The sequence below is a fragment of the Streptomyces violaceusniger Tu 4113 genome (assembly GCF_000147815.2).
Classification (GTDB): Bacteria; Actinomycetota; Actinomycetes; order Streptomycetales; family Streptomycetaceae; genus Streptomyces; species Streptomyces violaceusniger_A.
This window is the reverse complement of the sequence record NC_015957.1, coordinates 3971811-3995511: the sequence shown is the minus strand read 5'-3', so window position 1 is coordinate 3995511 and position 23701 is coordinate 3971811. Positions and strand designations below refer to the sequence as shown.

The following is a 23701-nucleotide window of genomic DNA, read 5'->3' as shown; positions in this document are numbered from 1 at the left end:
CATCGTGTGGCCACCCCTTCCGCGGGACCTCGCCCCGTCAGCGCTCAGGCGATTTCATCCACCTGGGCCCGCAGCGCGGTCGGCAACTGCTGGCGACTCCTGATATTCAGCTTGCGGTACACCCGCGTCAAATGCTGCTCAACTGTGCTGATGGTGATGAAGAGGCTGGCGGCTATTTCCCGGTTCGTATAACCGTCCACCGCCAGGGCGGCGACCCGGGCCTCGGATTCACTGAGCTTGGTCCCCAGGGACGGCGGCACCGCCGGTTTCGGGCGGAGCGGTCCGGACACCGGCCGCACCACCGGCCGTGGATCGGGGGCCTCCAGACCGGAGTCGAGGCGGATCCGGTCACACAGCTCCTCGGCGCCGCACTCCTTGGCCATCCGCCAGGCCCGGCCGGTGATGGCGTCGGCCCGTCCGAGCTCGCCGGAGCCGCGCAACGTACGGCCCAGATCGTCCAGGGCCCGGGCCAGCTCCAGCCGGTCGCCGGAGCACTGCAGTTCCTCCACGGCCTGGCCGAGCAGCCGGGACCGGTTCTCGATGTCGCCCGCGGCGGCCAGTAACCGCAGGGAGACGCCGCGGACCCGGGAGTCCCCGGCACCGTTCCTGGCCAGTTGCTCGGAGACCAGGTTCGCGGCCTTCTCCCGGTCGCCGAGCTCCAGCCACGCCTCGGCGGCGTCGGAGCGCCAGGGCAGCAGCGCGGGCTGGTCGAGCTCCCACAGCTGGGCGAGCCGGCCGGCCATCAGGAATTCGCCGAGCGCCGCGTTGATGCGGTTGGTGGCCAGGTAGTAGCGGCCGCGGGCGCGGGTGTAGCCGAGTCCGTAGATGCTCTTGAACAGCGCCTCAGGGACCGGACGGCTGAGCTGCCGCGCCGCCGCGTCGTACGTGCCCATCGCCGTGTACGCGAGGATCTGGCTGGCCAGCGGGCCGCCGATGAAGACGCTTCCGTCGCTGCCGGGCACGATGTCCAGGGCGGTGGTCGCATAGGCCGCCGATTCCACGAGGTTGCCCTGCCGCAGGGCGATCTCGGCCCGGATCGAGGCGAAGATGGCGCGCCAGCCCGGTGCCCTGCGCCGCTCGGCCTCCTCCATCAGCGAATCGCACCACGGCGCCGCCTTGTCCGGGCGGCCCGCGTACACCAGCGCGTTCACCGAGTTGACGATGGGTTCGAAGGTGGCGTCGGTGAGCGGCGAGACTTCGAGCACCTTCTCCGCCGCGGCGACCGGCGACTCCTCGCTCCCCCCGCGGCCGAAGAAGCCGCTGAACGCCGCGGTGATCGTCGACAGCGAGGAGGGTCTGCGGGATCTGAGCGGCGTACGGGAGGCGCCGCCGTCCTCGCCCTGGCGCGCCGCGGCCCCGGGGCCGCGGTCCGGCGCACCGGATTCCTGGGCCCAGCGGGCGGTCATCCGGAACTGGGCCATCGAGGTGGGTCCCGCGTTGCTCATGACGGCGTTGAGCCGGCCGATGGCGCCGCGCGCCTCCTCGATCCGGCCGTGGGCGAGCAACAGCTCGATCAGCCGCCCGATATGGGCGGCGGGCAGCCGGTCGGCGCACAGCGCGGCCAGCGGCTCCTCCAGCATCCGCTCGGACGCCGAGGGGTTGAGCCGCCACATGATCCCGGCGGTGCCGATCCTGATACCGGCCCGCAGCTCCTCGTCCTGGCAGGCCGCGTACGCCAGCTCCAGACAGGCGACCGCCAGCTTGGCGTCGTCCTCGGCGAGCGCCTGCTGCGCGGCGTCCCGCAGCAGCGGCACCGCCCAGGGCTCGTCGGCGGCCTGGGCGGCGAGCAGATGGCGGGCCACGGCGAGGGTGGCCCCGCCGCCCTGGTGCAGCAGGACGGCGGCCCGGCGGTTCATGTCCAGCCGGACCTCGGGGTCCATGTCCTCCAGCACCGCGGCCTCGACATACGGGTGGCGGAAGGCCAGACCGCCGACGAGGCCCGCCGCGTCCAGCGCCGCGACTCCGCGGCGGGTTCCGGCGGGGCCGATGCGCAGCAGCCGGCCGAGGAGTTCGGGAGAGGCGGACGCGCCGAGCACCGCGATGCCCTCGGCGAGCCGGGCGACGGTGTGCCCGCTGCGGTAGACGCAAGTGAGCACGGCCTGGACGAACATGTCGCCCACTACGGGTTCCACGGCGCGACCGTGCCGTGGGGGCGCCCCGGCGGTGCGGTAATCGTCTATCACCGCGCGTAGCAACAACGGATTTCCGCCGCTCACCTCATACCAGCCGTATGCCACATCGGCCGAATCCGGAAGTCCCAGACGGGTGGTCAGCAGATGCGCCGTCTCCTCCCAGGACAGCCTCTCCAGCCGCAGCCGCTGGAAATTGGGCTGGCGCAGCAGTTCGGTATTGAAGACAGCGTCTTTCTGATCGCTGTCCGTCGCCTGTGCGAACACCATGAGTAGTTTGGCGGAGTGTGAACGGGTCGCCAGGTACAGCAGGTACTGGAGTGACTCCGCATCGACGAGCTGGAGTTCGTCGACGCAGATCACCACCGGTTCGCGGGAGGCGAGTTCATACAGCGCGGCCCGGAACTCCCGGGCTCCCTGGATATGCGGCGGGGTCCCGCCGGCGGGGTCGCCACCAGGGGTTTCGCGGGGCTGTGCGGCGTCGAGGGCGCCCTGGTCGAGCGCTTCGCGCAGATGGTCGGCGGTCGCCTTGGGTAGCCGGGGAGAGTCCAGAAGCTGGCGCAGGGTGCCGAGCGGAGCCCGGTCGGCCGACGTTCCGTATGCCTTGAGGACGAGGGCTCCGGCCTTCGCCGCATGGGCCGTGACGGCTTCGAGCGCATGGGTCTTGCCGCAGCCGACCGCACCCTCGACGAGCACGATGCCCGCTTCCCCGGACAGGCACCGGGAAAACGTCCGACGAAGTCTCTCGAATTGTGCGTCGAATTGTCTGGCTCTGGCCGATGAAAATACCATTGCTCGCACCCCCGAATGCGACGCGAAGTACTGCTCACGGCAGCCCGAACGACCTCCAGCAAGCTATACGCCCACTGGCCACGCCACCATCGCCGCACGTAAAATCATCGTTAACGAATTACCAATTCTGAGCGGACTGCCCGACGATCGACAAAATCGATGCGATCGAGCCGGCCCCTACCTGGGGCAACATCGCTGAGCCGAAGTGCACCAACACCCTGACAACTCTGCGCCACCCCCGTTCACGTGGGCATTTGTTCGGAGGAGCCAGCATACACGAGACCCTCTAGCAGCACCCGGGATAACTCATGACATCCTTGACTTCGACACCAAGTGGTCATCCAATGAGGCACCCCGGGATCCTCTTCGAACATTTATTTGCCCGTTTTGATCGCTAATGCGATTCTTATGTCTGTTGCCGCTGGTAACCGCAAGCGATTCGCCGGGAATTCTCGTGCCATAAAGCGGACAGAGACGTGGCGCGCCAATCCCTGTGACAATGAATTCCGCAGCCACCCATCCAAGCCACACATCCAGCCCTTGGAATATTCCAATGGCACGTGCATACCCATTGTCATCCCTCGTGGAGGCGCAGCCCCCTGCCGCCCTTGCGGCCCAGGTGACCCGCCTCGACCAGCCGCTCCAGATGGCGGGCCGGGGCCAGGGCCGGATCCCGGAAGGTGCCGTGCAGGGTGCGCTGGATGGCGAGGGAGACATCGAGCCCGATCACATCCAGCAGGCGCAGCGGACCCATCGGATAGCCCTGCCCGGCCGCCATCACCGTGTCGATGTCCGCGGCGGTGGCCCAGCCCTCCTGGACCATCGCCACCGCGCTGTTCAGATAGGGAAAGAGCAGGGCGTTGACAATGAAACCGGCCCGGTCCGGGCAGTCCACCGCACGCTTGCCGAGCGCCGCGGCCACCGCGTGCGCCGTGCCCCGCGCCTCCTTGGAGGTGAGCACGGTGTGCACCACCTCGACCAGCCGCATCACCGGGGCGGGGTTGAAGAAGTGCATCCCGATGACGTCCTCGGGCCGCCGCGTCGCCATCGCGCACTCGATGACGGGCAGGCTCGAGGTGGAGGTGGCCAGCACCGCCCCCGGTGCGCACACCCGGTCCAGATCGGCGAAGACGGCCCGCTTGACGTCGATGTCCTCCGCCACGGCCTCGACCACCAGGTCGCAGGTGCCGAGCGGCTGAAGGTCACGTCCCGCGGTCAGCCGGTCCATCGACTCGGTGAGCAGCCCGGGCGCCAGCTTGCCGCGCCGCACCCCCCGCTCCAGCGAGCGCTCCACAGCGGCCGTGGCCTCCTTCGCGCGCAGCCCGCTGCGGGCCACCAGCACCGTCGGATAGCCGGAGCGCGCGCACACCTCCGCGATGCCGACGGCCATCGTGCCCGAGCCCACCACGCCGATCCGCCGCACCGCGCGGGCCGGTACGGGCTCGCCGAGGCCGTCCGCCTCCCCGCCCCGCGCGGCGCCGCCCGCCTCGTACTCGTAGAAGCCGCGGCCCGCCTTCACCCCCAGCAGACCGGCGGTCACCATATGGGCCAGGGTGGGGGCGGGCGCGTACCGCGGATCGCCGGTGCGCTCGTACAGCGCCTCCAGGGAGTCCCGCGCGGTGTCCAGCCCCATGGCGTCAAGCTGGGCCAGCGGCCCCATCGGCAGTCCGCAGCCGAGCGTCATGGCGGTGTCGATGCTGTCGCGCGAGGCGTAGCGCCGCTCGTACATGGCCACGGCGTTGTTGAGGTACGCCATGGTGAGCGCGCCCCCGATGAAGCCCGGCCGGTCGGCCACCGGCACCGGGATCCGGCCCAGGTCGCGGACCAGTTCCCGGACGTCCGCCAGGACCGCGTCGCCGGTGAGCGGGGTGCCCACCACCTCCACCGCCCGGTCCTCGCGGTCGGGGCCCAGCGGGAAGAGGTGCAGCCCCACCGTACGGTCGGTCCGGCCGGAGCCGAAGGCGATCTCGGTGACCGGCAGCCCGGTGGTCGTGGTGGCGAACACCGTCTCCGGCGGACAGTCGGCGTGGGCGCGGGCGAGCAGCCGCCGCTTGGTCTCCAGCCGTTCGGGGACCGCCTCGATCACCAGATCGGCCCGTGCGGCGGCCGCCGGGTCGGTGGTGAACTCGACGGCGGATTCCGCCGCGGTCACCCGCCCCCGACCGCGCCGCAGGGCCGCCTCGTCCCGCTCCACGGCGATCACCCGCCGACCGCCGCGGACCAGGGCGTCCACGAGGTGGCAGCCGGTGGTGCCGAGCCCGAACACCGCGACGGTGGGAAAGCGCTGTGCCATGCCGATGAGTCCTTTCACTGGCTGGGACCTTGGGTTGGTCACGAACCGCCGTGGCCGTCCTGCCACCTGACGAGCGCCGCGCCGAGCGACATCCCGCCCCCGAAACCGGCCAGCAGCAGCAACTCCCCGTCGGTGAACACGCCCTGCCGCCGGGCGTCGTCGAGCGCCAGCGGGATGGAGGCGGCGCTGGTGTTGCCGTGCTCGGCCACCGTCAGATGCGTACGCGCCCGCGGCAGCCCGAGGTCCGGGAGCGCCTTGGCCAGCAGCACGCCATTGGCCTGATGGGGAATGAAGTGATCCACGCCGGCGGCGTCCGTGCGATGCGCGGCCAGCAGGGCCCGTATCGCACGCGGCAGCTCGGCGAGGACGTACTCGCCGACCGCGCGGCCCCGCATCCGGAAGAAGTGGCCCCCGTCGGCGAGGGTCTTCTCCGACGCCGGCGCGCGGCTGCCGCCCGCCGGCACCTGAATCAGCTCGTGGAGTGCGCCGTCGCTGGTGAGCAGCGATCCGGTGAGGCCGTAGCCGTGGCGCACGGGCCCCAGCACCACCGCCCCCGCCCCGTCGCCGAAGAGCACCGCGGTGCGCCGGTCGGTGCGGTCGATGATGCGGGAGTAGACATCGGCGCCGATCACCAGGGCGTACGGGGCGGGGGCGCCGGAGCCGGCCAACAGCCCGGCCGCCGTCACCAGGGCGAAGACGAAGCCGCTGCAGACCGCGTTGATGTCGAAGGCGGCGGCGCCCGTGGCGCCGATCCGGTGCTGCACCAGACAGGCGGTGGCCGGCTGGGGGTGATCGGGGGTCGAGGTGGCCACCACGATCCAGCCGAGCTGACCGGCGCGGATCCCGGCGTCCGCGAGGGCGGCGCGGGCCGCCTCCACGGCCAGGTCGGAGGTGGCCTCGTGGTCGGCGGCGTAACGGCGGCGCCGGATCCCGGTCTTGGCCGCGATCCACTCCGCGGTCACTCCCGCGCGCTCGGCCACCAGCTCATTGGACACGGCCTCGGCCGGCAGATACGAGCCGGTGCCGAGGATCCCGACGGGCCGGCCGCCCGGTGTCCGGACCGGGTGGTCGGTCATCCGGCTCTCCCGGCCCGCGCGGCCACCGCCGCCTTCGCCGGTGCCATCGCTGTGGTCGCTGTGCGCGGGGTTCGGCGGTGCTCGAGAAGAAGCATTGAGTGGTTCCCTCCGGATCCATGCCGGGCTTTGACGCTACGGACCGGGCACGGCACGGATAACCCCTAACCCGTCACCCCCCTAGGCCCCCTACCGAATGAACCCGGGCCGCCGTATGAGCCGGCGCATGGCGGGCACCCGCCCAAGGTGGTACCGATACATGCAGGCCGAAGGCAGACCGGCTCAGGGAGCGGCCCCCATGGAGTGGTTCACCTCATCCGACTACTGGCTGAGCCGACTCGTCTTCCAACGGGGGCTGGCCGCCGTCTATCTGATCGCCTTTCTGACGGCGGCCCTCCAGGGCCGGGCGCTGCTCGGCGAGCGGGGGCTGACCCCGGTGCCGCGCTTCCTCGAACGGATGCCGTTCCGGCGCTCGCCCAGCCTGTTCCATCTGCACTACTCCGACCGGTTCTTCGTCTGCTGCGCCTGGCTGGGGGCCGCGCTGTCGGCCGCGCTGCTGGTGGGGGCCGCGGACCGGGCGCCCCTGGCGGTCGCGATGGTGGCGTGGCTGGTGCTGTGGCTGCTGTATCTGTCGATCGTCAACGTGGGACAGGTGTGGTACGGCTTCGGCTGGGAGTCCCTGCTGCTGGAATCGGGGTTCCTCGCCGTCTTCCTGGGCAATGAGCACACCGCGCCGCCCGTGCTCATCCTGTGGCTGCTGCGCTGGCTGCTGTTCCGGGTGGAGTTCGGCGCCGGGCTGATCAAGATCCGTGGGGACCGCTGCTGGCGGGACTTGACGTGCCTCTACTACCACCACGAGACCCAGCCGATGCCGGGGCCGCTGAGCTGGTTCTTCCACCATCTGCCGAGGCCGCTGCACCGGGCGGAGGTGGCGGCCAACCATGTGGCGCAGCTCATCGTGCCGGTGCTGCTGTTCACCCCGCAGCCGGTCGCGAGCGTGGCGGCGGGGATCATCGTGGTCACCCAACTGTGGCTGGTGGCCTCCGGGAACTTCTCCTGGCTCAACTGGCTGACGATCCTGCTGGCGCTCCCGGCGGTCGACGGGCGCCGCGCCGCCGACGTGCTGGGGCTGCCCCGGCCGCCGGCCCTCGCCGCTCCCCCGGTCTGGTACGAGGTGGTGGTGCTGGCCGCCACCGCGCTGGTGCTGGTGCTCAGCTACTGGCCGGCCCGCAATCTGCTGTCGGGCCGTCAACTGATGAACTATTCATTCAACCCGCTGCACCTGGTCAACACCTACGGGGCCTTCGGCAGCATCAGCCGCAGCCGGCAGGAGGTGGTGATCCAGGGCACCGGCGACGCCGTCCTCACCCCGGACACCGTCTGGAAGGACTACGAGTTCCGGGGCAAGCCGGGCGATGTGCGCCGCATGCCGCGCCAGTACGCCCCGTACCATCTGCGGCTGGACTGGATGATGTGGTTCGCGGGGCTCTCACCCGCCTACGCCGGGTCCTGGTTCACCCCGCTGATCGGCAAGCTGCTGGTCAGCGACCGGGCGACGGTGAAGCTGCTGCGCGCCACCCCCTTCCCGGGGACACCGCCCACCCATCTGCGCGCGCGGCTGTATCTCTACCGCTTCACCACCCCGGCGGAGCGGCGGGCCACCGGGGCCTGGTGGCATCGGACCCTGCTGAGCGAGTTTCTGCCACCGGTCAGGCTGGAGGACCACGGCTCGTCACGGACGTGACACCAGGCCGGGCCGATGCTCAGGCGGCGGCACCCTTCGCGTTCGGAGTCTCGGCGCCCGGCGGGGGGTTGCGCAGCACGGCGTAGCCGACGCCGACGCCCACCGCGATCGGCCATTCCAGCACTCCGGCGAGGCCCATCGCGCCGAGGCCGAGGTAGAGCGGAAGCCCGCCCTTGGCGGGCAGGATCCGCCGTGCGGTCCTGATCGGCATCGTGGCCACGCTCGCCGTGGCCATGGCGGCACGGGGGACGGTGAAGGTGACTGTGCGGTCGTCCTTCTTCCCCCGGGACGCGCCCGTCTTCCGGGTGTCGGTCGTCTTGGCTGTCGTCGCTGCGCTCACGCCTTCCTCCTACCGGACGTCACTTTGATTACTTTGTGGCTGAATTAGGTAAGTATAGGCCGAATTTGCGATCCCGGCATAGCAGGACCGAGGGGAGAGCAGCCGTTGCTGCCCATCACTATGTTCACGGGCCTCGTCTCCGCCCCGTCCCGCGGGATGAGCGGGCTGCGGCTGCGCCTCGCGGACATCGCCGACGTCCTGCGCGACACCGGCGACCGGCGCTCCAGCCGGAGGGTGTGGGCCCGGGCCGGCCGAGCCCATGTGGAGGTTCATGGGCTCACCGGCCACGGGGAGGGGCATGAGCGGCTGGCCCGCGCCGTGGAAGAGGCGCTGCGGCGGGTGGCGGGCGTCAACTGGGCCGGGGTGAACGCGGCGCTGGGCCAGGTACTGGTCGACTTCGACGAGGACCAGCTCGGCCCCGAGGACGTACTGAAGGTGGTCGAGCGCGTCGAAGCGGCCCAGGGGACGGACGCGGACTCCTTTCCGGCGGACCGTCCGCAGCCGCCGTTCGCCTCCGCGCCGGCGACGCTGGCCGCGACCGCGCTCGCCGCCGACTGCCTGGGCCTGGTGGCGGCCACGATCCGGCGGGTGTCGATGGTGCCCGCGCTCTCCCCCGCGCTGCGCATCCCCACGGTGATGGCGGAGATTCAGCCGCGGGTGCGCGGTCTGCTGGAGTCCCGGCTCGGCCGCGCCCAGGCCGACACCCTGATCGGCGTGTCGAACGCCGTGCTGCACGCCCTGACCAGGGGCGAGGCCCAGCTCGCCCTGGACGCGCTGCAGCGCATGCTGCAACTCGCCGAGATCCGCGGCCGGCAGGTCGTATGGCAGAGCCGGGAGCCGGAGTTGGTGACGGACGGCGACGGGCTCCCCGAGCGCTCGCACCCGCCCGCCCCCCGGCCCACTCCCCTGCCGCACGGTCCGGTGGAGACCTGTATCGACCGCACCTCCCTGGCCTCGCTGTCCGGTGCGGGCGGGCTGCTGGCGTGGACCCGTGATCCCGAGCAGGCCGCCAAGGCGCTGCTGGCCACCGTGCCGAAGGCCGCAGCCATGGGGCGGGAGGCGTTCGCCGCCCGGCTGGGCGATGTACTGGCACGCGATGGTGTGGTGCCCATGGATGGCACCGCACTGCGGCTGCTGGACCGCGTGTCGGCGGTGCTGATCGACTCGCGGGCGCTGTGCGCCGGCCGTCCGCGGCTGCTGTCGGTCACCACCGTCGGCGACCTGGGCGAGGCCGAGGCGTGGAGCGCCGCGCAGTCCGTCCTGGACCGCCGCACGCTGCGGGAACTGTCCGACGAGGGGCCCTGGACTCGCGGCCCCTGGCGGCTGGAGCGGCCCCACGACATCCCCGCGGCGATCCCGGCGAGCCCGTTGGCCCTGACCGCGGACCTGCACGGCGAGGACGGCCGGCGGCAGGCCCGGATCCGGATCGGCTGCGAACTCGACCCGCTGGCCGACGCCGTGGTGGCGGCGGCCCGCACCGGCGCGCGGCGTCTGGTGCTCACCGGACACGCCAGCACGGACGAGATCGCACCATGGGCCGACGAACTCCTCCCCCTCGGCACCTCGCTCCCCGACACGGTGCGCCGGCTGCAGATCGGAGGCCACGGCGTGTTGCTGATCAGCGGCGAGGACGACGAGGCGCTGGGCGCGGCCGATCTCGGCGTCGCCGTCACGGCGCGCGGCGAGAGCCGGGTGTGCTGGTCGGCCGATCTGATCTGCGGCCCCGGGCTGCTCCATGCGTGGCGGGTGCTGCGGGCGCTGGAGGACGCGCGCTCGGTCAGCCGGCGATCGGCCCGGCTGTCGATGGGCGGATCCGCGCTCGGCGCGCTCATCGCCGCGGCGGGAACCCGGCCCGCGGTGGCCGGGCTCGCCACCTCTCCGGTGTACAGCGCGGCGTTCCTGGCCGTGCTCGGCGGGATCGGCGCGGCGCGCCGGGTGGAGCGCCGCCCCCGCCCCCGCCCCGTGTCCGCGGCAACTGGCACGCGCTGGGGGCCCGGGAGACCCTGAGCGTGCTGTGCGCGTTCCGGGAGAACGGGACGGAGCTGCCCGACGGCTCGGGCGCGTCACGCGGTGCGGGTCCCGGGGAGCCGGGCGCGCCGGGGGCCTCCGGGGCCCTGTGGTCCGCCGGGGTGCGCCCGGTGCGCAAGGCCGCCGGGACGGTCGTACGGGCCGGGGCGCCCGGTGCCATGGGGTCCGCCGCCGCCCGCTTCGCGGCGCTGCACCGGAACACCGCCTCGCTGGTGAACGCGGTGCGCGAGGAGCTGCACGATCCGCTCACCCCGGTGCTGGCGCTCGGCGCCGCGGCCTCGGCGGCGGTGGGATCCGGTGTGGACTCCTTCCTGGTCGTCAGCGTGATGGCGGGCAATGCGGTGATCAGCGGGGCACAGCGGCTGCGCGCCGAACGCTCGCTGCGCGGCCTGCTGTTGAGCGAGCGGATGAACGGCCGGCTGGTCGACTGGGCGCCCGCGATGTCCCTGGCCGACGGGGTGGCGGCGGACCGCGAGGTCTTCTTCGCGGGGCTGACCGCCGCCCCGGTGCGCACAGTGGCCGCCGAGGAGCTGCGGGTCGGGGACATCATCGCGCTGCGGCCCTCCGACGTCGTACCGGCCGATGCCCGGCTGCTGGTGAGCGACCGGCTGGAGCTGGACGAGGCCGGGCTGACCGGCGAGCCCGGGCCGGTCGCCAAGGACCCGGCCGCCACTCCGGGCGCCGACCTCGCGGAGCGGTCCTGCATGCTCTACGAGGGCTGCACGGTGCTCGCCGGAACCGGATACGCCGTGGTCGTGGCCGCCGGGGCGCAGACCGAGGCCGGGCGCGCCACCGAACTGGCCGGACGCGCCACCGCGCCCATCGGGATCGAGGGCCGGCTGGCCACGCTCACCAAGGTCGCGCTGCCCGCCACCGGCCTCGGCGGCGCCGCCGTCACCCTGCTGGGGCTGATGCGCGGGGTGCCGGTGCGCGAGGCGCTGTCCACCGGCGTGGCCATCGCGGTGGCCGCCGTGCCCGAGGGGCTGCCGCTGGTGGCCACGGTGGCGCAGTCCGCCGCGGCGCGCCGGCTCTCGCACCGCGGAGTGCTGACGCGCTCGCCGCGGGTGCTGGAGGCCCTGGGCCGGGTCGACGTCGTCTGCTTCGACAAGACCGGCACCCTGACCGAGGGCCGGCTGGCCGTGGCCCGGGTCGCCGGGTACGACCACGAGCTGCCGACCAGCAGTGCGCTGGGCATGCGGCTGCTGCGTACGGCGGCCCGGGCCTGCCCCGAGCGCGAGGGCGGGCGGGCGCTGGCCCACGCCACCGACCAGGCCGTCATCGACGCGGCGGCCGCCCACTGCGACGGGGACGGCGCCTGGTCTCCGGTGTCCGAGCTGCCCTTCGAGGCCAGCCGTGGATTCTCGGCGTCGCTGGGCACGGAGTCCGGGCGCCCGCATGTGGCGGTCAAGGGGGCACCGGAGATCGTGCTCGCCCGGTGTGCGTACGCCCTGAGTCCGGGGGCGGCGGGCGACACCGTGCCGCTGACCGCCGAGCGGCGGCACGCCACCGAGCGCCTGCTGTACTCGCTGGCCTCCGACGGGCTGCGGGTGCTTGCGGTGGCCGAGACCCGGCCCGCCACGTCCGACACGCCGTCGGCGGAGGTGGCCGGGATCGCCACGGAGCTCACGCTGCTGGGCTTCATCGCCATCGCCGACACCACGCGGCCGGGTGCCGCCGAGACCGTCAAGCGGCTGACGGACGCCGGGGTACGCGTCGCCATGGTCACCGGCGACCATCCGACCACGGCGGTCGCCATCGCCCGGGAGCTGGGCATCCCGGACGCCGAGCCGGTGCTCACCGGGGCCGAGCTGGACACCCTGCCCGAAGGCGAGCGGGTCGAGCGGATCGCCCGTACCACCGTCTTCGCCCGGGTCTCCCCCGAGCACAAGGTCCGTATCGTCCAGGGGCTGCGGCAGGCCGGACAGGTGGTGGCCATGACGGGGGACGGGGTGAACGACGCGGCGGCCATCCGCCTCGCGGACATCGGCATCGGACTGTCCGCCCACGGCTCGGCCTCGGCCCGCGCCGCCGCGGACTTGGTGCTCACCGACCCGGACCCGACCCGGATCCTCGACGCGCTGCAGGAGGGCAGGGCGCTGTGGCGCAGTGTGCGCGACGCGGTGGCGATCCTGGTCGGCGGGAACGCGGGTGAGGTCGCCTTCACCGTACTGGGCGCGGCGGTGGCCGGGCGGGCGCCGCTGGTCACCCGTCAGCTACTTCTGGTGAATCTGCTCACCGACATGCTGCCCGCCCTGGCGGTCGCCCTCGCCCGGTCGCGGGAGCAGAAGTCCGGTGAGGACCCGCTGGTCGGTGGCCCGGCGTCCGCGCTGTTCGGCTCCGATCTGGGCCGCATTCTCGCGGTGCGCGGCAGTGCCACCGCGCTGGGCGCAGCCGCGGCCTGGCAGTGCGGGCGGATGACGGGCCGGGCCCGGCGGGCGAGCACCATGGGGCTCGCGGCGCTGGTCGGCACCCAGCTCGGCCAGACGTTCATGACCGACTGGCACAGCCCCCTGGTGCTGGTCACCAGCGTCGCCTCGGCGGCCACGCTGTTCGCCATCGTGGAGACCCCGATGGTCAGCCACTTCTTCGGCTGTACGCCCCTTGGCCCGATGGCCTGGTCGGTCGTCGGCACGTGCTCGGCCGCCGCCACTTTGGGGGCGGCCGTCGCGCCGCGGCTGCTCTTCCCCCGGCGGGCGCCGCTCGCGGTCTGAACGCGCCACCCCGGAAACGGGGCATCTCGGGCGTTTCTTAACCTGAGCTTTCCGTCCATTCACCGGATGCTCACCCGGTGTGCGCCACCCGCTTTCCGATGTGGGTCAGGCTACGGATCGGAAGCGGATGCCTCGCTTCCGCTCGTGTTCCGTCCAGTGAGGTACTCATGGCCCACATTCTGACGACCGTCCTGGTCAAGCTGGCCCAGATCGCGCTGGAGGCGTTTGTCGCCCAGTTCGTGAAGACGCTTCTGACCTCGACCTTCCGGCCGGCCGCCGCTCCGGCCGCCGCCTGATACGGCCGGCACCCGCCGGCCGTTCGGGGTGACGTCCCCAGGGACGGCGCCCCGTCATCGTCATCGAGGCCCGGAAGCGCAGTGACGCTCCCGGGCCTTCCGCAGGGCGGCGGCGCCGCGCGGCCCTGCTCCGTGCGACGGGCTCAGTGCGACGCGCTCACTGCGAAGCGCTCAGTGGCCGTACGACGCCGCCCGGTGCACCGGACCGTGGGCGGTCGGACAGTGCTCCGCGTCCTCCCGTCCCCGCGCGGCGGGGTCGTCCAGATGGTCGACCTGAAGCGTGGTGTGGGTGATCCCGTACTCGCCGCGCAGCACCGCTTCCAGGTCCTCCCGGACCGCATGGCAGTCGCCGCCCGCCGCGACCAGGACGTGGGCGGAAAGCGAGACCTCACCCGAGGTGATCTGCCAGACATGCAGATCGTGCACCTCGGCCACCTGTCCATGGGCGACGAGGCGGCCGCCCACCTCATCGGGCTCGACGCCCGCCGGGGCGGCCTCCAGCAGCACCCGGCCGGAGGCCCGCAGCAGCTCCACACCCGCCTTGATCATGAGGACGACCACCAGCAGACCCGCGATCGCGTCGGCGCGGGCGAAGCCCGTCGTCACCACCACCAGTCCGGCGACGGCGGTGGCGATGAAGGCGTAGAGATCGTTGAGCACATGCTGGAAGGCGCCCTCGACATTGAGCGAGGAGCGGTTCGCCTTCGACATGCACCACGCGGCCGCGAGATTCACCACCACACCGGCCAGCGCGGTGACCAGCACCAGACCGCCGGTCACCTCGGGCGGATCGATCAGCCGCCCCACACTCTCATAGCCGAGATAGGCGCCGAGCAGCAGCAGAGAAAGGCCATTGGCCTGGGCGGAAAGGATTTCCGACCGCTTGAGCCCATAGGTGAATCCGCCACGCGCGGGGCGCGCCGAGAGCCGGATCGCGATGAGCGCGAGCACGATCGAGGCGGCGTCGGTGAGCATATGGGCCGCGTCGGACAGCAGCGCCACGGAGCGGGCGATGACCCCGACGACGACCTCGACCGCCATGAAGCCGCTGATCAGCGCGAGGGCGAGGGACAGCCACCGACGGTCGGCGTTCTCGGCCACGCCGTGCCCAGCTCCGCCGTGCCCAGCTCCGCCGTGCCCCTCGTCGGGTCCGTGCGCATGAGCTCCCACCGGCTCCTCCTCGGATCGTCTTCGGGACAGCGCAATTGAAACAGCCCCGAGGTGAATTCACCAAAGGCTGCAATGGACACGGTTATCAATAAACTTCCGCTCCGGCGACGAAGGGGCTTTATGAATGCGGCAATGCTTTTCATTTCGGAGTGCGAAAGGGTGCGCGGCCCGGCCGCCCGGGCCCGCCACCAGGGAGTCGCTGACATGTGCGAGACCACGCCGATGCGGGTGAGACCGGCGCGCGGACGGTGACCTGGCGGGGCGCGGCGCGTTGTCCGACCATGACGACGACGATGCGACGCCGTTCTCTCTCGCAGCCGAGCAGAGCGCTGGACCGGAGCACCGAAGGCGACGGAACGGTTCATCAGACCGTTCACACATCCACATCCGTACCGATCTACGCGGATCTGGTCGAGCGCTGGGCCTCCGCGGGGCGCGCGGTGCCCGGGCGCTACGACCGCGAGTGGACCGAACTGGTCAACTGTCCGCCCTGGCCGGACCGGATCCGGGCGGCGGCCCGCCCGGCGGCACGACCGCCCGCCGACTGAGCCACCGCCCGTTCACCGCCCGCCCACAGCCCGGCTCATCGCGCGGGGACGTGGACGTGCCTACTCGTCCCTGCGTGGACGCGCTTACTCGTCCCCGCCCTCCAGGCCGCCCTCCGTCTCCAGATACAGCTCCCGCACCCGCTCCAGCACCTCCGGGTCGGGCTCGTCCCACAGCCCGCGGCTCTCCGCCTCCAGCAGCCGCTCGGCCATGCCGTGCAGCGCCCAGGGGTTGGCCTGCTCCAGGAAGGCGCGGTTCTCCGGGTCGAGCAGATAGGTCTGGGCGAGCTTGTCGTACATCCAGTCGGCGACCACGCCCGTGGTCGCGTCGTAGCCGAAGAGGTAGTCGACCGTCGCGGCGAGTTCGAAGGCGCCCTTGTAGCCGTGGCGGCGCATCGCCTCGATCCAGCGCGGGTTGACCACCCGGGCGCGGAAGACCCGTGAGGTCTCCTCGTGGAGGGTGCGGGTGCGGACCGTCTCGGGGCGGGTGGAGTCGCCGATGTACGCGGCGGGGGCGGTGCCCTTGAGGGCGCGCACGGTGGCCACCATGCCGCCGTGGTACTGGAAGTAGTCGTCGGAGTCGGCGATGTCGTGTTCGCGGGTGTCGGTGTTCTTGGCCGCGACCGCGATCCGCCGGTAGGCGCTCTCCATCTCGGCCCGCGCCGGCCGCCCCTCGAGACCGCGGCCGTAGGCGTAGCCGCCCCAGACCGTGTAGACCTCGGCGAGGTCGGCGTCGGTGCGCCAGTCGCGGCTGTCGATGAGCTGGAGCAGCCCGGCGCCGTAGGTGCCGGGGCGGGAGCCGAAGATCCGGGTGGTGGCGCGGCGCTCGTCACCATGGGCGGCGAGGTCGGCGCGGGTGTGCGCCCGTATGTAGTTGTCCTCGTCGCTCTCCTCCAGGGCGGCGGCGAGCCGTACGGCGTCGTCCAGCAGCCCGACGACATGGGGGAAGGCGTCCCGGAAGAAACCGCTGATGCGCAGGGTGACATCGACGCGCGGGCGGCCCAACTGGTCGAGCGGCACGGGTTCCAGGCCCGTCACCCGGCGCGAGGCGTCGTCCCACACCGGCCGGACGCCCAGCAGCGCCAGCGCCTCGGCCACATCATCGCCGGAGGTGCGCATCGCGCTCGTGCCCCACAGCGAGAGGCCGACGGACTTCGGCCACTGGCCGTCGTTGTCGGCGCGGTAGCGCTCCAGGAGCGAATCGGCGAGGGCCTGGCCGGTCTCCCAGGCCAGCCTGCTGGGCACGGCCTTGGGGTCGACGGAGTAGAAGTTGCGGCCGGTCGGCAGGACGTTGACCAGTCCGCGCAGCGGCGAGCCGGACGGCCCCGCGGGGACGAACCCGCCGGCGAGGGCGTGGACGGCGTGGTCGATCTCGTCCGTCGTGGCGGCCAGCCGGGGGACGACCTCGCGGGCGGCGAAGTCGAGAATCGCGGAGACGGCGGGGCGCTGCTCCTCGGGCAGGGTGAGGACGGCCTTCTCGACGGCCTCGGGGGCCCATTCGGCGTCCTCCATCGCCTGGACCAGCCCGCGGGCCCGCTCCTCCGCCTCATCGGCGCCGGTGCGGGTGGCGGCCGACTCGTCGAGGCCGAGCGCCTCGCGCAGGCCGGGGAGTGCGGACGTACCGCCCCAGATCTGGCGGGCGCGGAGGATGGCGAGCACCAGGTTGACGCGCGCGGGCCCGGCCGGGGCGGTGCCCAGGACATGCAGTCCGTCGCGTATCTGGGCGTCCTTGACCTCGCACAGCCAGCCGTCGACGTGCAGCAGGAAGTCGTCGAAGCCGTCGTCGTCCGGCCGGTCGTCCAGTCCCAGGTCGTGGTCGAGCCGGGCGGCCTGGATGAGGGTCCAGATCTGGGCGCGGATAACGGGGAGCTTGGCCGGGTCCATCGCGGAGATGGCGGCGTACTCGTCGAGCAGCTGCTCCAGCCGCGCGATGTCGCCGTAGGAGTCGGCGCGGGCCATCGGCGGGACGAGGTGGTCGACGAGGGTGGCGTGGACCCGGCGCTTGGCCTGGGTGCCCTCGCCCGGGTCGTTGACCAGGAAGGGGTAGATGAGCGGCAGATCGCCGAGCGCGGCGTCCGGGCCGCAGGCGGCGGACAGTCCGGCGTTCTTGCCGGGCAGCCACTCCAGGTTGCCGTGTTTGCCCAGGTGGACCATGGCGTCGGCGCCGAATCCGCCGTCGGCGCGGGGGGTGGCCATCCAGCGGTAGGCGGCCAGGTAGTGGTGCGAGGGCGGCAGATCGGGGTCGTGGTAGATGGCGATGGGGTTCTCGCCGAAGCCGCGCGGGGGCTGGATGACGACGAGGAGGTTGCCGCGGCGCAGCGCGGCCAGCACGATCTCGCCCTCCGGGTCGCGGCTGGTGTCGACGAACATCTGGCCGGGCGGCGGGCCCCAGTGCTCCTCGACCGCGTCCCGCAGCGCCTGCGGGAGCGTGGCGTACCAGCGGCGGTAGTCGGCGGCCGGGACGCGGACGGGGTTGCGGGCGAGCTGCTCCTCGGTGAGCCACTCCTGGTCGTGGCCGCCGGCCTCGATGAGGGCGCGGATCAGGTCGTCGCCGTCGCCGGAGACCAGGCCCGGGAGCGCGTCCGGCCCGTCCTCGGGGCCGAGGTCGTAGCCGTCGGCGCGCAGCCGGCGCAGCAGGGCGACGGCGCTCGCGGGGGTGTCGAGGCCGACGGCGTTGCCGATCCGGGAGTGCTTGGTGGGATAGGCGGAGAGGACGAGCGCCAGGCGCTTGTCGGCGGCGGGGATATGGCGGAGCCGGGCGTGTCGTACCGCGATTCCGGCGACACGCGCGGCGCGTTCGGCATCGGCGGCATAGACCGGCAGGCCGTCCTCGTCGACCTCCTTGAACGAGAACGGCACGGTGATGAGCCGCCCGTCGAACTCGGGGACGGCGACCTGGGTCGCGGCGTCCAGCGGGGAGAGCCCCTCGTCGCTCTCCTGCCACGCGGCGCGCGACGAGGTCAGGCACAGCGCCTGCAGCACGGGCACGTCGAGCGCGGCGAGCGCGCCCGCGTCCCACGCCTCGTCGTCGCCGCCCGCGGACGCCTCGGCGGGCCGGGTGCCGCCGGCCGCGAGGACGGTGGTGACGATGGCGTCGGCCGCGCCGAGGGTCTCGATCAACTCGGGTTCGGGGGCCCGCAGCGAGGCGACGAACAGCGGCAGCGGGCGGCCGCCGGCGTCCTCCACGGCCCGGCACAGGGCCTCCACGAAGGCGGTGTTGCCGCTCATGTGGTGGGCGCGGTAGTAGAGCACCGCGATGGTCGGGCTGGTGACATCGCCGGGGCCGGCCGCGCGGTCGGTGCGCTCCAGCGGACCCCAGGTGGGCGCGGGCGCGGGCGGTTCGAAGCCATGGCCGGTGAGCAGCACGGTGTCGGAGAGGAACCGGGCGAGCTGGTCGAGGTTGGCGGGCCCGCCGTGGGCGAGGTAGGCGTGGGCCTCGGCGGCGATGCCGACCGGGACCGTGGACGCCTCCATGAGCTGGGCGTCGGGCGCCTGTTCACCGGTGAGGACGACCACGGACAGGTCGCCCGCGAGCAACGTGTCGAGCCCCTCCTGCCAGGCGCGGATGCCGCCGAGGAGCCGTACGACGACGAGTTCGACGCCGTCGAGGAGTCCGGGGAGGTCGTCGAGAGCGAGGCGGGCCGGGTTGGCGAGGCGGTACGGCACCGGGCCCGTGGCGGCACGGGCGCTGAGCAGGTCGGTGTCGGACGTCGACAGCAGCAGAATCATGCGGCGGCATGCCTTCCTCGGGGTCCGCGCCCCGGGCGGGTTCAGACGGCGGCAGTTCCTGGCTCGCGCGGCCGCTGCCGTTCGGCAGCCGCCGCGCTCACAGTGGCGGGACCGCGCCGGATTTCCACCGGCTTCCTACCGTGAGTGCCGTCTTGTGCGTTCGGCGGGCCGGGACCGACCCGCCGCTGAGCATAGTAAGCGTTGCTGACCTGCCACGGGACGGTGAGTTCCGGCCTGGCCGGGGCGGTGGGACGGACCGGATCGTCGGTATGCTCGCCGCCATGTCCCTCCCCCCGACAACCACCCCATCCGGGGATGAAACCCCCGTGCGCGGGCGCGATGACGCCTGTCCGGGCGCGCTGCGGTTGCACCCGGCGGACGACGGTTCGCTCGCCCGGATCCGGGTGCCGGGCGGACTGCTGACGGCCCGTCAGGCCATGGCGTTGGGGCGGGTGACCGAGGAGCTGGGCGACGGGCGGCTGGACATCACCTCACGGGGCAATCTGCAGGTGCGCGGCCTGGACGCGGGGTGCGGCGCGGAACTGGCGGGCCGGCTGCGGGCGGCCGGACTGCTGCCCTCGGACCGCCATGACCGGGTGCGCAACATCGTGGCGTCGCCGCTGTCCGGCCTGGACGGCGGGGGGCATGCGGATGTGATGCCGTGGGTGCGGGAACTGGACGCCGCGCTGTGCGACGACACACCGGCGAGGGACGGGGAATTGTCGGGCTTGTCGGGCAGGTTCCTGTTCGCGCTGGACGATGGGCGGGGCGATGTGGCCACCTTGGAAGCGGATGTGACATTGATCGCAACGCCGGACGGTGGAGCGGTGCTGCGGGTCGGCGGTCCGCTGCCGGGTAGGGCTGTGTCCCCGCCGTCGACGGTGGGGACACGCCCGGACGCGGCAGCGCGGCGGGGGTCTCGTACAGCCGGGTCGGCGGCGGGGGGCGGTCTCCGGGTGCGAGGCGAGGACGCGCCGCGTGCGGCGGCGCTGGCCGCGGTGGAGTTCCTGGCCAAGGCCCGTGAGAGCGGCTCCCGGGCGTGGCGGGTACGCGAACTGCCCGCGCGACACGCCGTGACGACCGAAGGATTGGCCGCGCGACTCGCCGACGCGGGCGTCGAGGCCGTACCCGTGGAGCATGAACCAGCGCCCCACGCCCGCGCCACACCACCCGCCCCCGGGCCGGTCCCCGGCCCGAACGGGCGTCACGCGCTCTCCGTAGCCCTCCCTCTGGGCCGGGTGAGCGCCGCGCAGTGGCGGCTGCTCGCCGGGCTCGCCTCCCGGAGCGGGGCCGATGAGCTGCGTATGACACCCTGGCGCGGCGTGGTGCTCCCCGGGTTCGCCCCGGACGACACACGCGGTGCCTTGGCCAAACTGTCCGACGCGGGACTGGTGGCCACACCGGACTCGCCATGGCTCGGGGTCGGCGCGTGCACGGGACGGCCGGGCTGTGCCAAGTCCCTGGCGGATGTGCGGGCCGACACGGCGCGCATGGTCGCGGACCCGGCGCGGGGGGCTGCGGACCCGGCGCCGGGGACCTCGGGCACGGCTCGGGGGACCGCGGACACGGCGGCGGTGGTCGCGGACCCGGCGGGAGTGGTCGCGGACACGGCGGCGGTGGTCGCGGGCGGTTCGATGCCGTGGCCGGTGAACGGCACGGCGTACGACGGCGGTCCGGCCGGGCCGGATCCGCTGCCGGTATATGTCTCCGGCTGTGAGCGGCGCTGCGGTCACCCCGGGGGCCGCTGGGTGGACGCGCTGGCGACCGGCGACACGGACTACCGCGTCACCGTACGGGGCGCGAGGGGAGACACGCCGGAGGCGGACAGCACGGACAGCACGGACAGCGTGGTTGTGACAGCAGAGCAGTTGGCCGGCGCCGTGGCGGCGGCCCGTGGAACGACATGATCGAGGACACCGTGTTCGACTACGAGAAGGACGGGGCGGCCATCTACCGCGCGTCCTTTGCCACCATCCGTGCCGAGGCCGACCTCGGCGGGCTCCCCGCCGACGTCAGCCAGGTGGCGGTGCGGATGATCCACGCCTGCGGCATGGTCGACCTGGTCAAGGACCTCGCCTACACCCCCGAGGTGGTCTCCCGCGCCCGCGCCGCGCTGCGGTCCGGCGCGCCGGTGCTCTGTGACGCGCGCATGGTCGCCAGCGGGGTCACCCGCAAGCGGCTGCCCGCCGACAACGAGGTCATCTGCACCCTCGCGGACCCCGCCGTACCGGAGTTGGCGCGGCGCATGGGCACCACGCGCAGCGCCGCCGCGCTGGAGCTGTGGCGGGACCGGCTCGAAGGGGCGGTGGTGGCGGTGGGCAACGCCCCCACGGCGCTGTTCCGGCTGCTGGAGATGATCGAAGAAGGCGGGGCGGGCGCGCCGCGCCCGGCCGCCGTGATCGGTGTGCCGGTGGGCTTCATCGGCGCCGCCGAGTCCAAGGAGGCGCTGGCCGGGCATCCGGCGGCGCTCGACCACCTGGTGGTGCACGGCCGGCGGGGCGGCAGCGCCATCGCCGCGGCCGCGATCAACGCGATAGCGAGCGAGGAAGAGTGAGCGAGCAGCAGACGGGCCGGCTCTACGGTGTGGGGCTCGGCCCCGGCGACCCCTCCCTGATGACCGTACGCGCCGTGGAGGTCATCGCCGAGGCCGATGTCATCGCGTACCACAGCGCCCGGCACGGGCGCAGCATCGCCCGCTCCATAGCCGAGCGGCATCTGCGGCCCGACCACATCGAGGAGCGGCTGGTCTACCCGGTCACCACGGAGACCACCGACCATCCGGGCGGCTATCGCGGCGCGATGGACGAGTTCTACGCGGACGCGGCCACGAGGCTCGCCGCGCATCTGGACGCGGGGCGCACGGTCGCGGTGCTCGCGGAGGGCGATCCGCTCTTCTACGGCTCGTACATGCACATGCACAAGCGGCTCGCCGACCGCTACCCCACCGAGGTCATCCCCGGTGTCACCTCGGTCAGCGCCGCGGCCGCCCGGCTCGGCGCGCCGCTGGTGGAGGGCGAGGAGGTGCTGACGGTCCTCCCCGGCACCCTGCCGGAGGAGGAGTTGACGGCCCGGCTGGCGACGACGGACGCGGCGGCCGTGATGAAGCTCGGCCGGACCTTCCCGACGGTGCGGCGCGCGCTGGAGCGGTCGGGGCGGCTCGCGGACGCGCGATATGTGGAGCGCGCCACGATGGACGCGGAGCGGACCGCCCCGCTGGCCGAGGTCGACCCGGAGTCGGTGCCGTACTTCTCGATGGCGGTGCTGCCCAGCCGGGTGGACGCGCCGCGCGATGAGTCCGGCATGGGCGAGGTCGTGGTCGTCGGCCTGGGCCCGGCCGGTCCGCTGTGGCTCACTCCCGAGGCGCGGGCCGAACTGGCCACCGCGCAGGACCTGGTCGGCTACAGCACCTATCTGGACCGGGTGCTCGTACGGCCGGGCCAGCGGCGCCACGCCTCCGACAACAAGGTCGAGTCCGTACGCGCCGAGTTGGCCCTCGACCTCGCCCGGCGGGGCCGGCGTGTCGCCGTGGTCTCCTCCGGCGACCCCGGCGTGTTCGCCATGGCCACCGCCGTCCTGGAGGCCGCCTCCGAGGACCCCTACCGCGAGGTCCCGGTGCGGATCGTCCCCGGCATGACCGCGGCCCACGCCGCCGCCGCCCGGGCCGGTGCCCCGCTCGGCCACGACTACGCGGTGATCTCCCTCTCCGACCGGCTCAAGCCCTGGGAGGTCATCGCCGAGCGGCTGCGCGCCGCCGCCGCGGCCGACCTGGTGCTCGCCCTCTACAACCCCGGCTCCCGCAGCCGCGTCTGGCAGGTGGGCAAGGCCCGCGAACTCCTGCTGGAGCACCGCGCCCCCGACACGCCCGTGGTGCTGGGCCGCGACATCGGCGGCCCCGGCGAACGGGTGCGGATCGTCCGCCTGGCCGATCTCGACCCGGCCGATGTCGACATGCGCACGATCCTCCTGGTGGGCTCCTCCCAGACCCGCACGGTCCGCCGCGGCGACGGCACCGACGTCGTCTGGACGCCACGCCGCTACCCGGAGGCATAGCCTCTGGGCTCATAGCCGCCGGGCTCAGGTCAGGGTCGTACGGAGCCAGGCGGCGGCATCGGCGGGGGTCTGGGCCATCGGAACGCCCTGGGGGGCGGGTGGGCGGCGGATGACGACGACCGGGATGCCGGCGGCGCGGGCCGCGGTGAGTTTGGGGGCGGTGGCGTGGGCGCCGCTGTCCTTGGTGACCAGCACCTGGACGCGGTGGCGGCGCAGCAGCTCCGCCTCGCCGTCGAGGGTGAACGGGCCGCGGTCGAGGATCACCTCCATCCGGGGCGGGACCGGCGGCTCGGGGGCGTCGACCGAGCGGACCAGGAACCATGGCTCGGTGAGATGGGCGAAGGTGGCCAGGCCCATCCGTCCCGTGGTGAGGAAGATCCGCTCCCCCAGGGCCGGGGCCAGCCGCGCCGCGTCGGCCAGTGAGCCGGCCGAATGCCAGCGGTCGCCCGGGCCGGGTACCCAGCCGGGGCGGCGCAGGGCGAGCAGGGGAACATGGACGTCGGCGGCCGCCCGGGCCGCGTGGGAACTGATCGTGTCGGCGAAAGGATGGGTGGCGTCGATGAGCGCGTCCACCTGGTGCTCGCGGAGCCAGCGGGCCATGCCCTCGGCGCCCCCGAACCCGCCGATCCGCACCTGCCCCACCGGCAGCCGCGGCGCGGCGACCCGGCCCGCGAGGGAGCTGGTGACGCGCAGGGCGGGGTCGTCGGCGAGTTCCCCGGCGAGGCGGCGCGCCTCGGTGGTGCCGCCGAGGATGAGCACATGGCGCTGCGCCGGTGCGCTGTTCATCGGGTGCCTTTCGTC

At 73.2% G+C, this 23701-nt stretch carries 15 protein-coding genes and 1 riboswitch; of the genes, 8 read left to right on the top strand and 7 right to left on the bottom strand.

The window, feature by feature from the left end:
* Nucleotides 1–44: 44 nt before the first annotated feature.
* The 3 genes from STRVI_RS17255 to STRVI_RS17245 form a co-directional block, all read right to left on the bottom strand.
* Nucleotides 45–2921, bottom strand: a complete 2877-nt coding sequence (locus STRVI_RS17255; protein ID WP_063644253.1) for a helix-turn-helix transcriptional regulator — start codon at nt 2919–2921, stop codon at nt 45–47.
* Nucleotides 2922–3495: 574 nt separating this feature from the next.
* Nucleotides 3496–5214, bottom strand: coding sequence for a 3-hydroxyacyl-CoA dehydrogenase family protein (locus tag STRVI_RS17250; RefSeq protein ID WP_014056951.1), 1719 nt, complete (start codon nt 5212–5214; stop codon nt 3496–3498).
* A gap of 38 nt (nt 5215–5252) precedes the next feature.
* Entirely contained in the window at nt 5253–6290 is a 1038-nt protein-coding gene (locus STRVI_RS17245) for a 3-oxoacyl-ACP synthase III family protein (protein WP_014056950.1), read from the bottom strand.
* A gap of 295 nt (nt 6291–6585) precedes the next feature.
* On the opposite strand from STRVI_RS17245, the gene STRVI_RS17240 reads away from it, so the two are divergent.
* Nucleotides 6586–8031, top strand: a complete 1446-nt coding sequence (locus tag STRVI_RS17240) for a lipase maturation factor family protein (protein WP_014056949.1) — start codon at nt 6586–6588, stop codon at nt 8029–8031.
* A gap of 19 nt (nt 8032–8050) precedes the next feature.
* On the opposite strand, the gene STRVI_RS17235 is transcribed toward STRVI_RS17240, so the two are convergent.
* Nucleotides 8051–8371: a hypothetical protein gene (locus STRVI_RS17235; RefSeq protein WP_014056948.1), complete on the bottom strand. Its 321-nt coding sequence runs from the start codon at nt 8369–8371 to the stop codon at nt 8051–8053.
* Between the two features lie 105 nt (nt 8372–8476).
* Between STRVI_RS17235 and STRVI_RS17230 the strand changes: the two genes are divergently transcribed.
* The 3 genes from STRVI_RS17230 to STRVI_RS55555 all read left to right on the top strand — a co-directional run bounded on the left by STRVI_RS17230 (nt 8477) and on the right by STRVI_RS55555 (nt 13406).
* Nucleotides 8477–10378 (top strand): heavy-metal-associated domain-containing protein, encoded by a 1902-nt coding sequence (locus STRVI_RS17230; RefSeq protein ID WP_014056947.1) that lies wholly within the window; start codon nt 8477–8479, stop codon nt 10376–10378.
* Nucleotides 10379–10380: 2 nt separating this feature from the next.
* The gene (locus STRVI_RS17225) at nt 10381–13110 is read left to right on the top strand and encodes a cation-translocating P-type ATPase (protein WP_014056946.1); all 2730 of its coding nucleotides are present in this window, start codon (nt 10381–10383) and stop codon (nt 13108–13110) included.
* Nucleotides 13111–13277: 167 nt separating this feature from the next.
* Complete coding sequence (locus STRVI_RS55555; protein ID WP_014056945.1) at nt 13278–13406, top strand: hypothetical protein; 129 nt, start codon at nt 13278–13280, stop codon at nt 13404–13406.
* Between the two features lie 171 nt (nt 13407–13577).
* On the opposite strand, the gene STRVI_RS17220 is transcribed toward STRVI_RS55555, so the two are convergent.
* Nucleotides 13578–14576, bottom strand: coding sequence for a cation diffusion facilitator family transporter (locus STRVI_RS17220; RefSeq protein ID WP_014056944.1), 999 nt, complete (start codon nt 14574–14576; stop codon nt 13578–13580).
* A gap of 293 nt (nt 14577–14869) precedes the next feature.
* On the opposite strand from STRVI_RS17220, the gene STRVI_RS17215 reads away from it, so the two are divergent.
* A complete protein-coding gene (locus tag STRVI_RS17215) occupies nt 14870–15124 on the top strand; it encodes a hypothetical protein (RefSeq protein WP_043239004.1) in 255 nt (84 codons plus the stop codon).
* 84 nt (nt 15125–15208) lie between these two features.
* Here the strand turns inward: STRVI_RS17215 and cobN are convergent, their stop codons facing one another.
* Nucleotides 15209–18850, bottom strand: a complete 3642-nt coding sequence (gene cobN, locus STRVI_RS17210; protein WP_014056943.1) for a cobaltochelatase subunit CobN — start codon at nt 18848–18850, stop codon at nt 15209–15211.
* A 52-nt stretch (nt 18851–18902) separates the two neighbouring features.
* Nucleotides 18903–18988: riboswitch (cobalamin riboswitch) on the bottom strand.
* Between the two features lie 143 nt (nt 18989–19131).
* Here cobN and STRVI_RS17205 point away from each other — a divergent pair.
* From STRVI_RS17205 to STRVI_RS17195, 3 genes are read left to right on the top strand one after another with little or no spacing between them, the layout of a single operon-like run.
* The gene (locus STRVI_RS17205) at nt 19132–20757 is read left to right on the top strand and encodes a nitrite reductase (RefSeq protein WP_251982645.1); all 1626 of its coding nucleotides are present in this window, start codon (nt 19132–19134) and stop codon (nt 20755–20757) included.
* Nucleotides 20754–21404: a precorrin-8X methylmutase gene (locus STRVI_RS17200; RefSeq protein ID WP_014056941.1), complete on the top strand. Its 651-nt coding sequence runs from the start codon at nt 20754–20756 to the stop codon at nt 21402–21404. Before STRVI_RS17205 ends, STRVI_RS17200 begins: the two co-directional genes overlap by 4 nt.
* Nucleotides 21401–22900: a precorrin-2 C(20)-methyltransferase gene (locus STRVI_RS17195; protein ID WP_014056940.1), complete on the top strand. Its 1500-nt coding sequence runs from the start codon at nt 21401–21403 to the stop codon at nt 22898–22900. Before STRVI_RS17200 ends, STRVI_RS17195 begins: the two co-directional genes overlap by 4 nt.
* 24 nt (nt 22901–22924) lie before the next feature.
* Here STRVI_RS17195 and STRVI_RS17190 read toward each other — a convergent pair whose 3' ends face one another.
* A complete protein-coding gene (locus STRVI_RS17190) occupies nt 22925–23686 on the bottom strand; it encodes a cobalt-precorrin-6A reductase (protein ID WP_014056939.1) in 762 nt (253 codons plus the stop codon).
* Nucleotides 23687–23701 lie beyond the last annotated feature (15 nt).

Excerpts from the sequence above, each read along its gene's own strand:
- STRVI_RS17255 (WP_063644253.1), bottom strand. The coding sequence starts at position 2,921 with ATGGTATTTTCATCGGCCAGAGCCAGACAATTCGACGCACAATTCGAG.
- STRVI_RS17250 (WP_014056951.1), bottom strand. The coding sequence starts at position 5,214 with ATGGCACAGCGCTTTCCCACCGTCGCGGTGTTCGGGCTCGGCACCACC.
- STRVI_RS17245 (WP_014056950.1), bottom strand. The coding sequence starts at position 6,290 with ATGACCGACCACCCGGTCCGGACACCGGGCGGCCGGCCCGTCGGGATC.
- STRVI_RS17240 (WP_014056949.1), top strand. The coding sequence starts at position 6,586 with ATGGAGTGGTTCACCTCATCCGACTACTGGCTGAGCCGACTCGTCTTC.
- STRVI_RS55555 (WP_014056945.1), top strand. The coding sequence starts at position 13,278 with ATGGCCCACATTCTGACGACCGTCCTGGTCAAGCTGGCCCAGATCGCG.
- STRVI_RS17215 (WP_043239004.1), top strand. The coding sequence starts at position 14,870 with ATGCGACGCCGTTCTCTCTCGCAGCCGAGCAGAGCGCTGGACCGGAGC.
- cobN (WP_014056943.1), bottom strand. The coding sequence starts at position 18,850 with ATGATTCTGCTGCTGTCGACGTCCGACACCGACCTGCTCAGCGCCCGT.
- STRVI_RS17205 (WP_251982645.1), top strand. The coding sequence starts at position 19,132 with ATGTCCCTCCCCCCGACAACCACCCCATCCGGGGATGAAACCCCCGTG.
- STRVI_RS17200 (WP_014056941.1), top strand. The coding sequence starts at position 20,754 with ATGATCGAGGACACCGTGTTCGACTACGAGAAGGACGGGGCGGCCATC.
- STRVI_RS17190 (WP_014056939.1), bottom strand. The coding sequence starts at position 23,686 with ATGAACAGCGCACCGGCGCAGCGCCATGTGCTCATCCTCGGCGGCACC.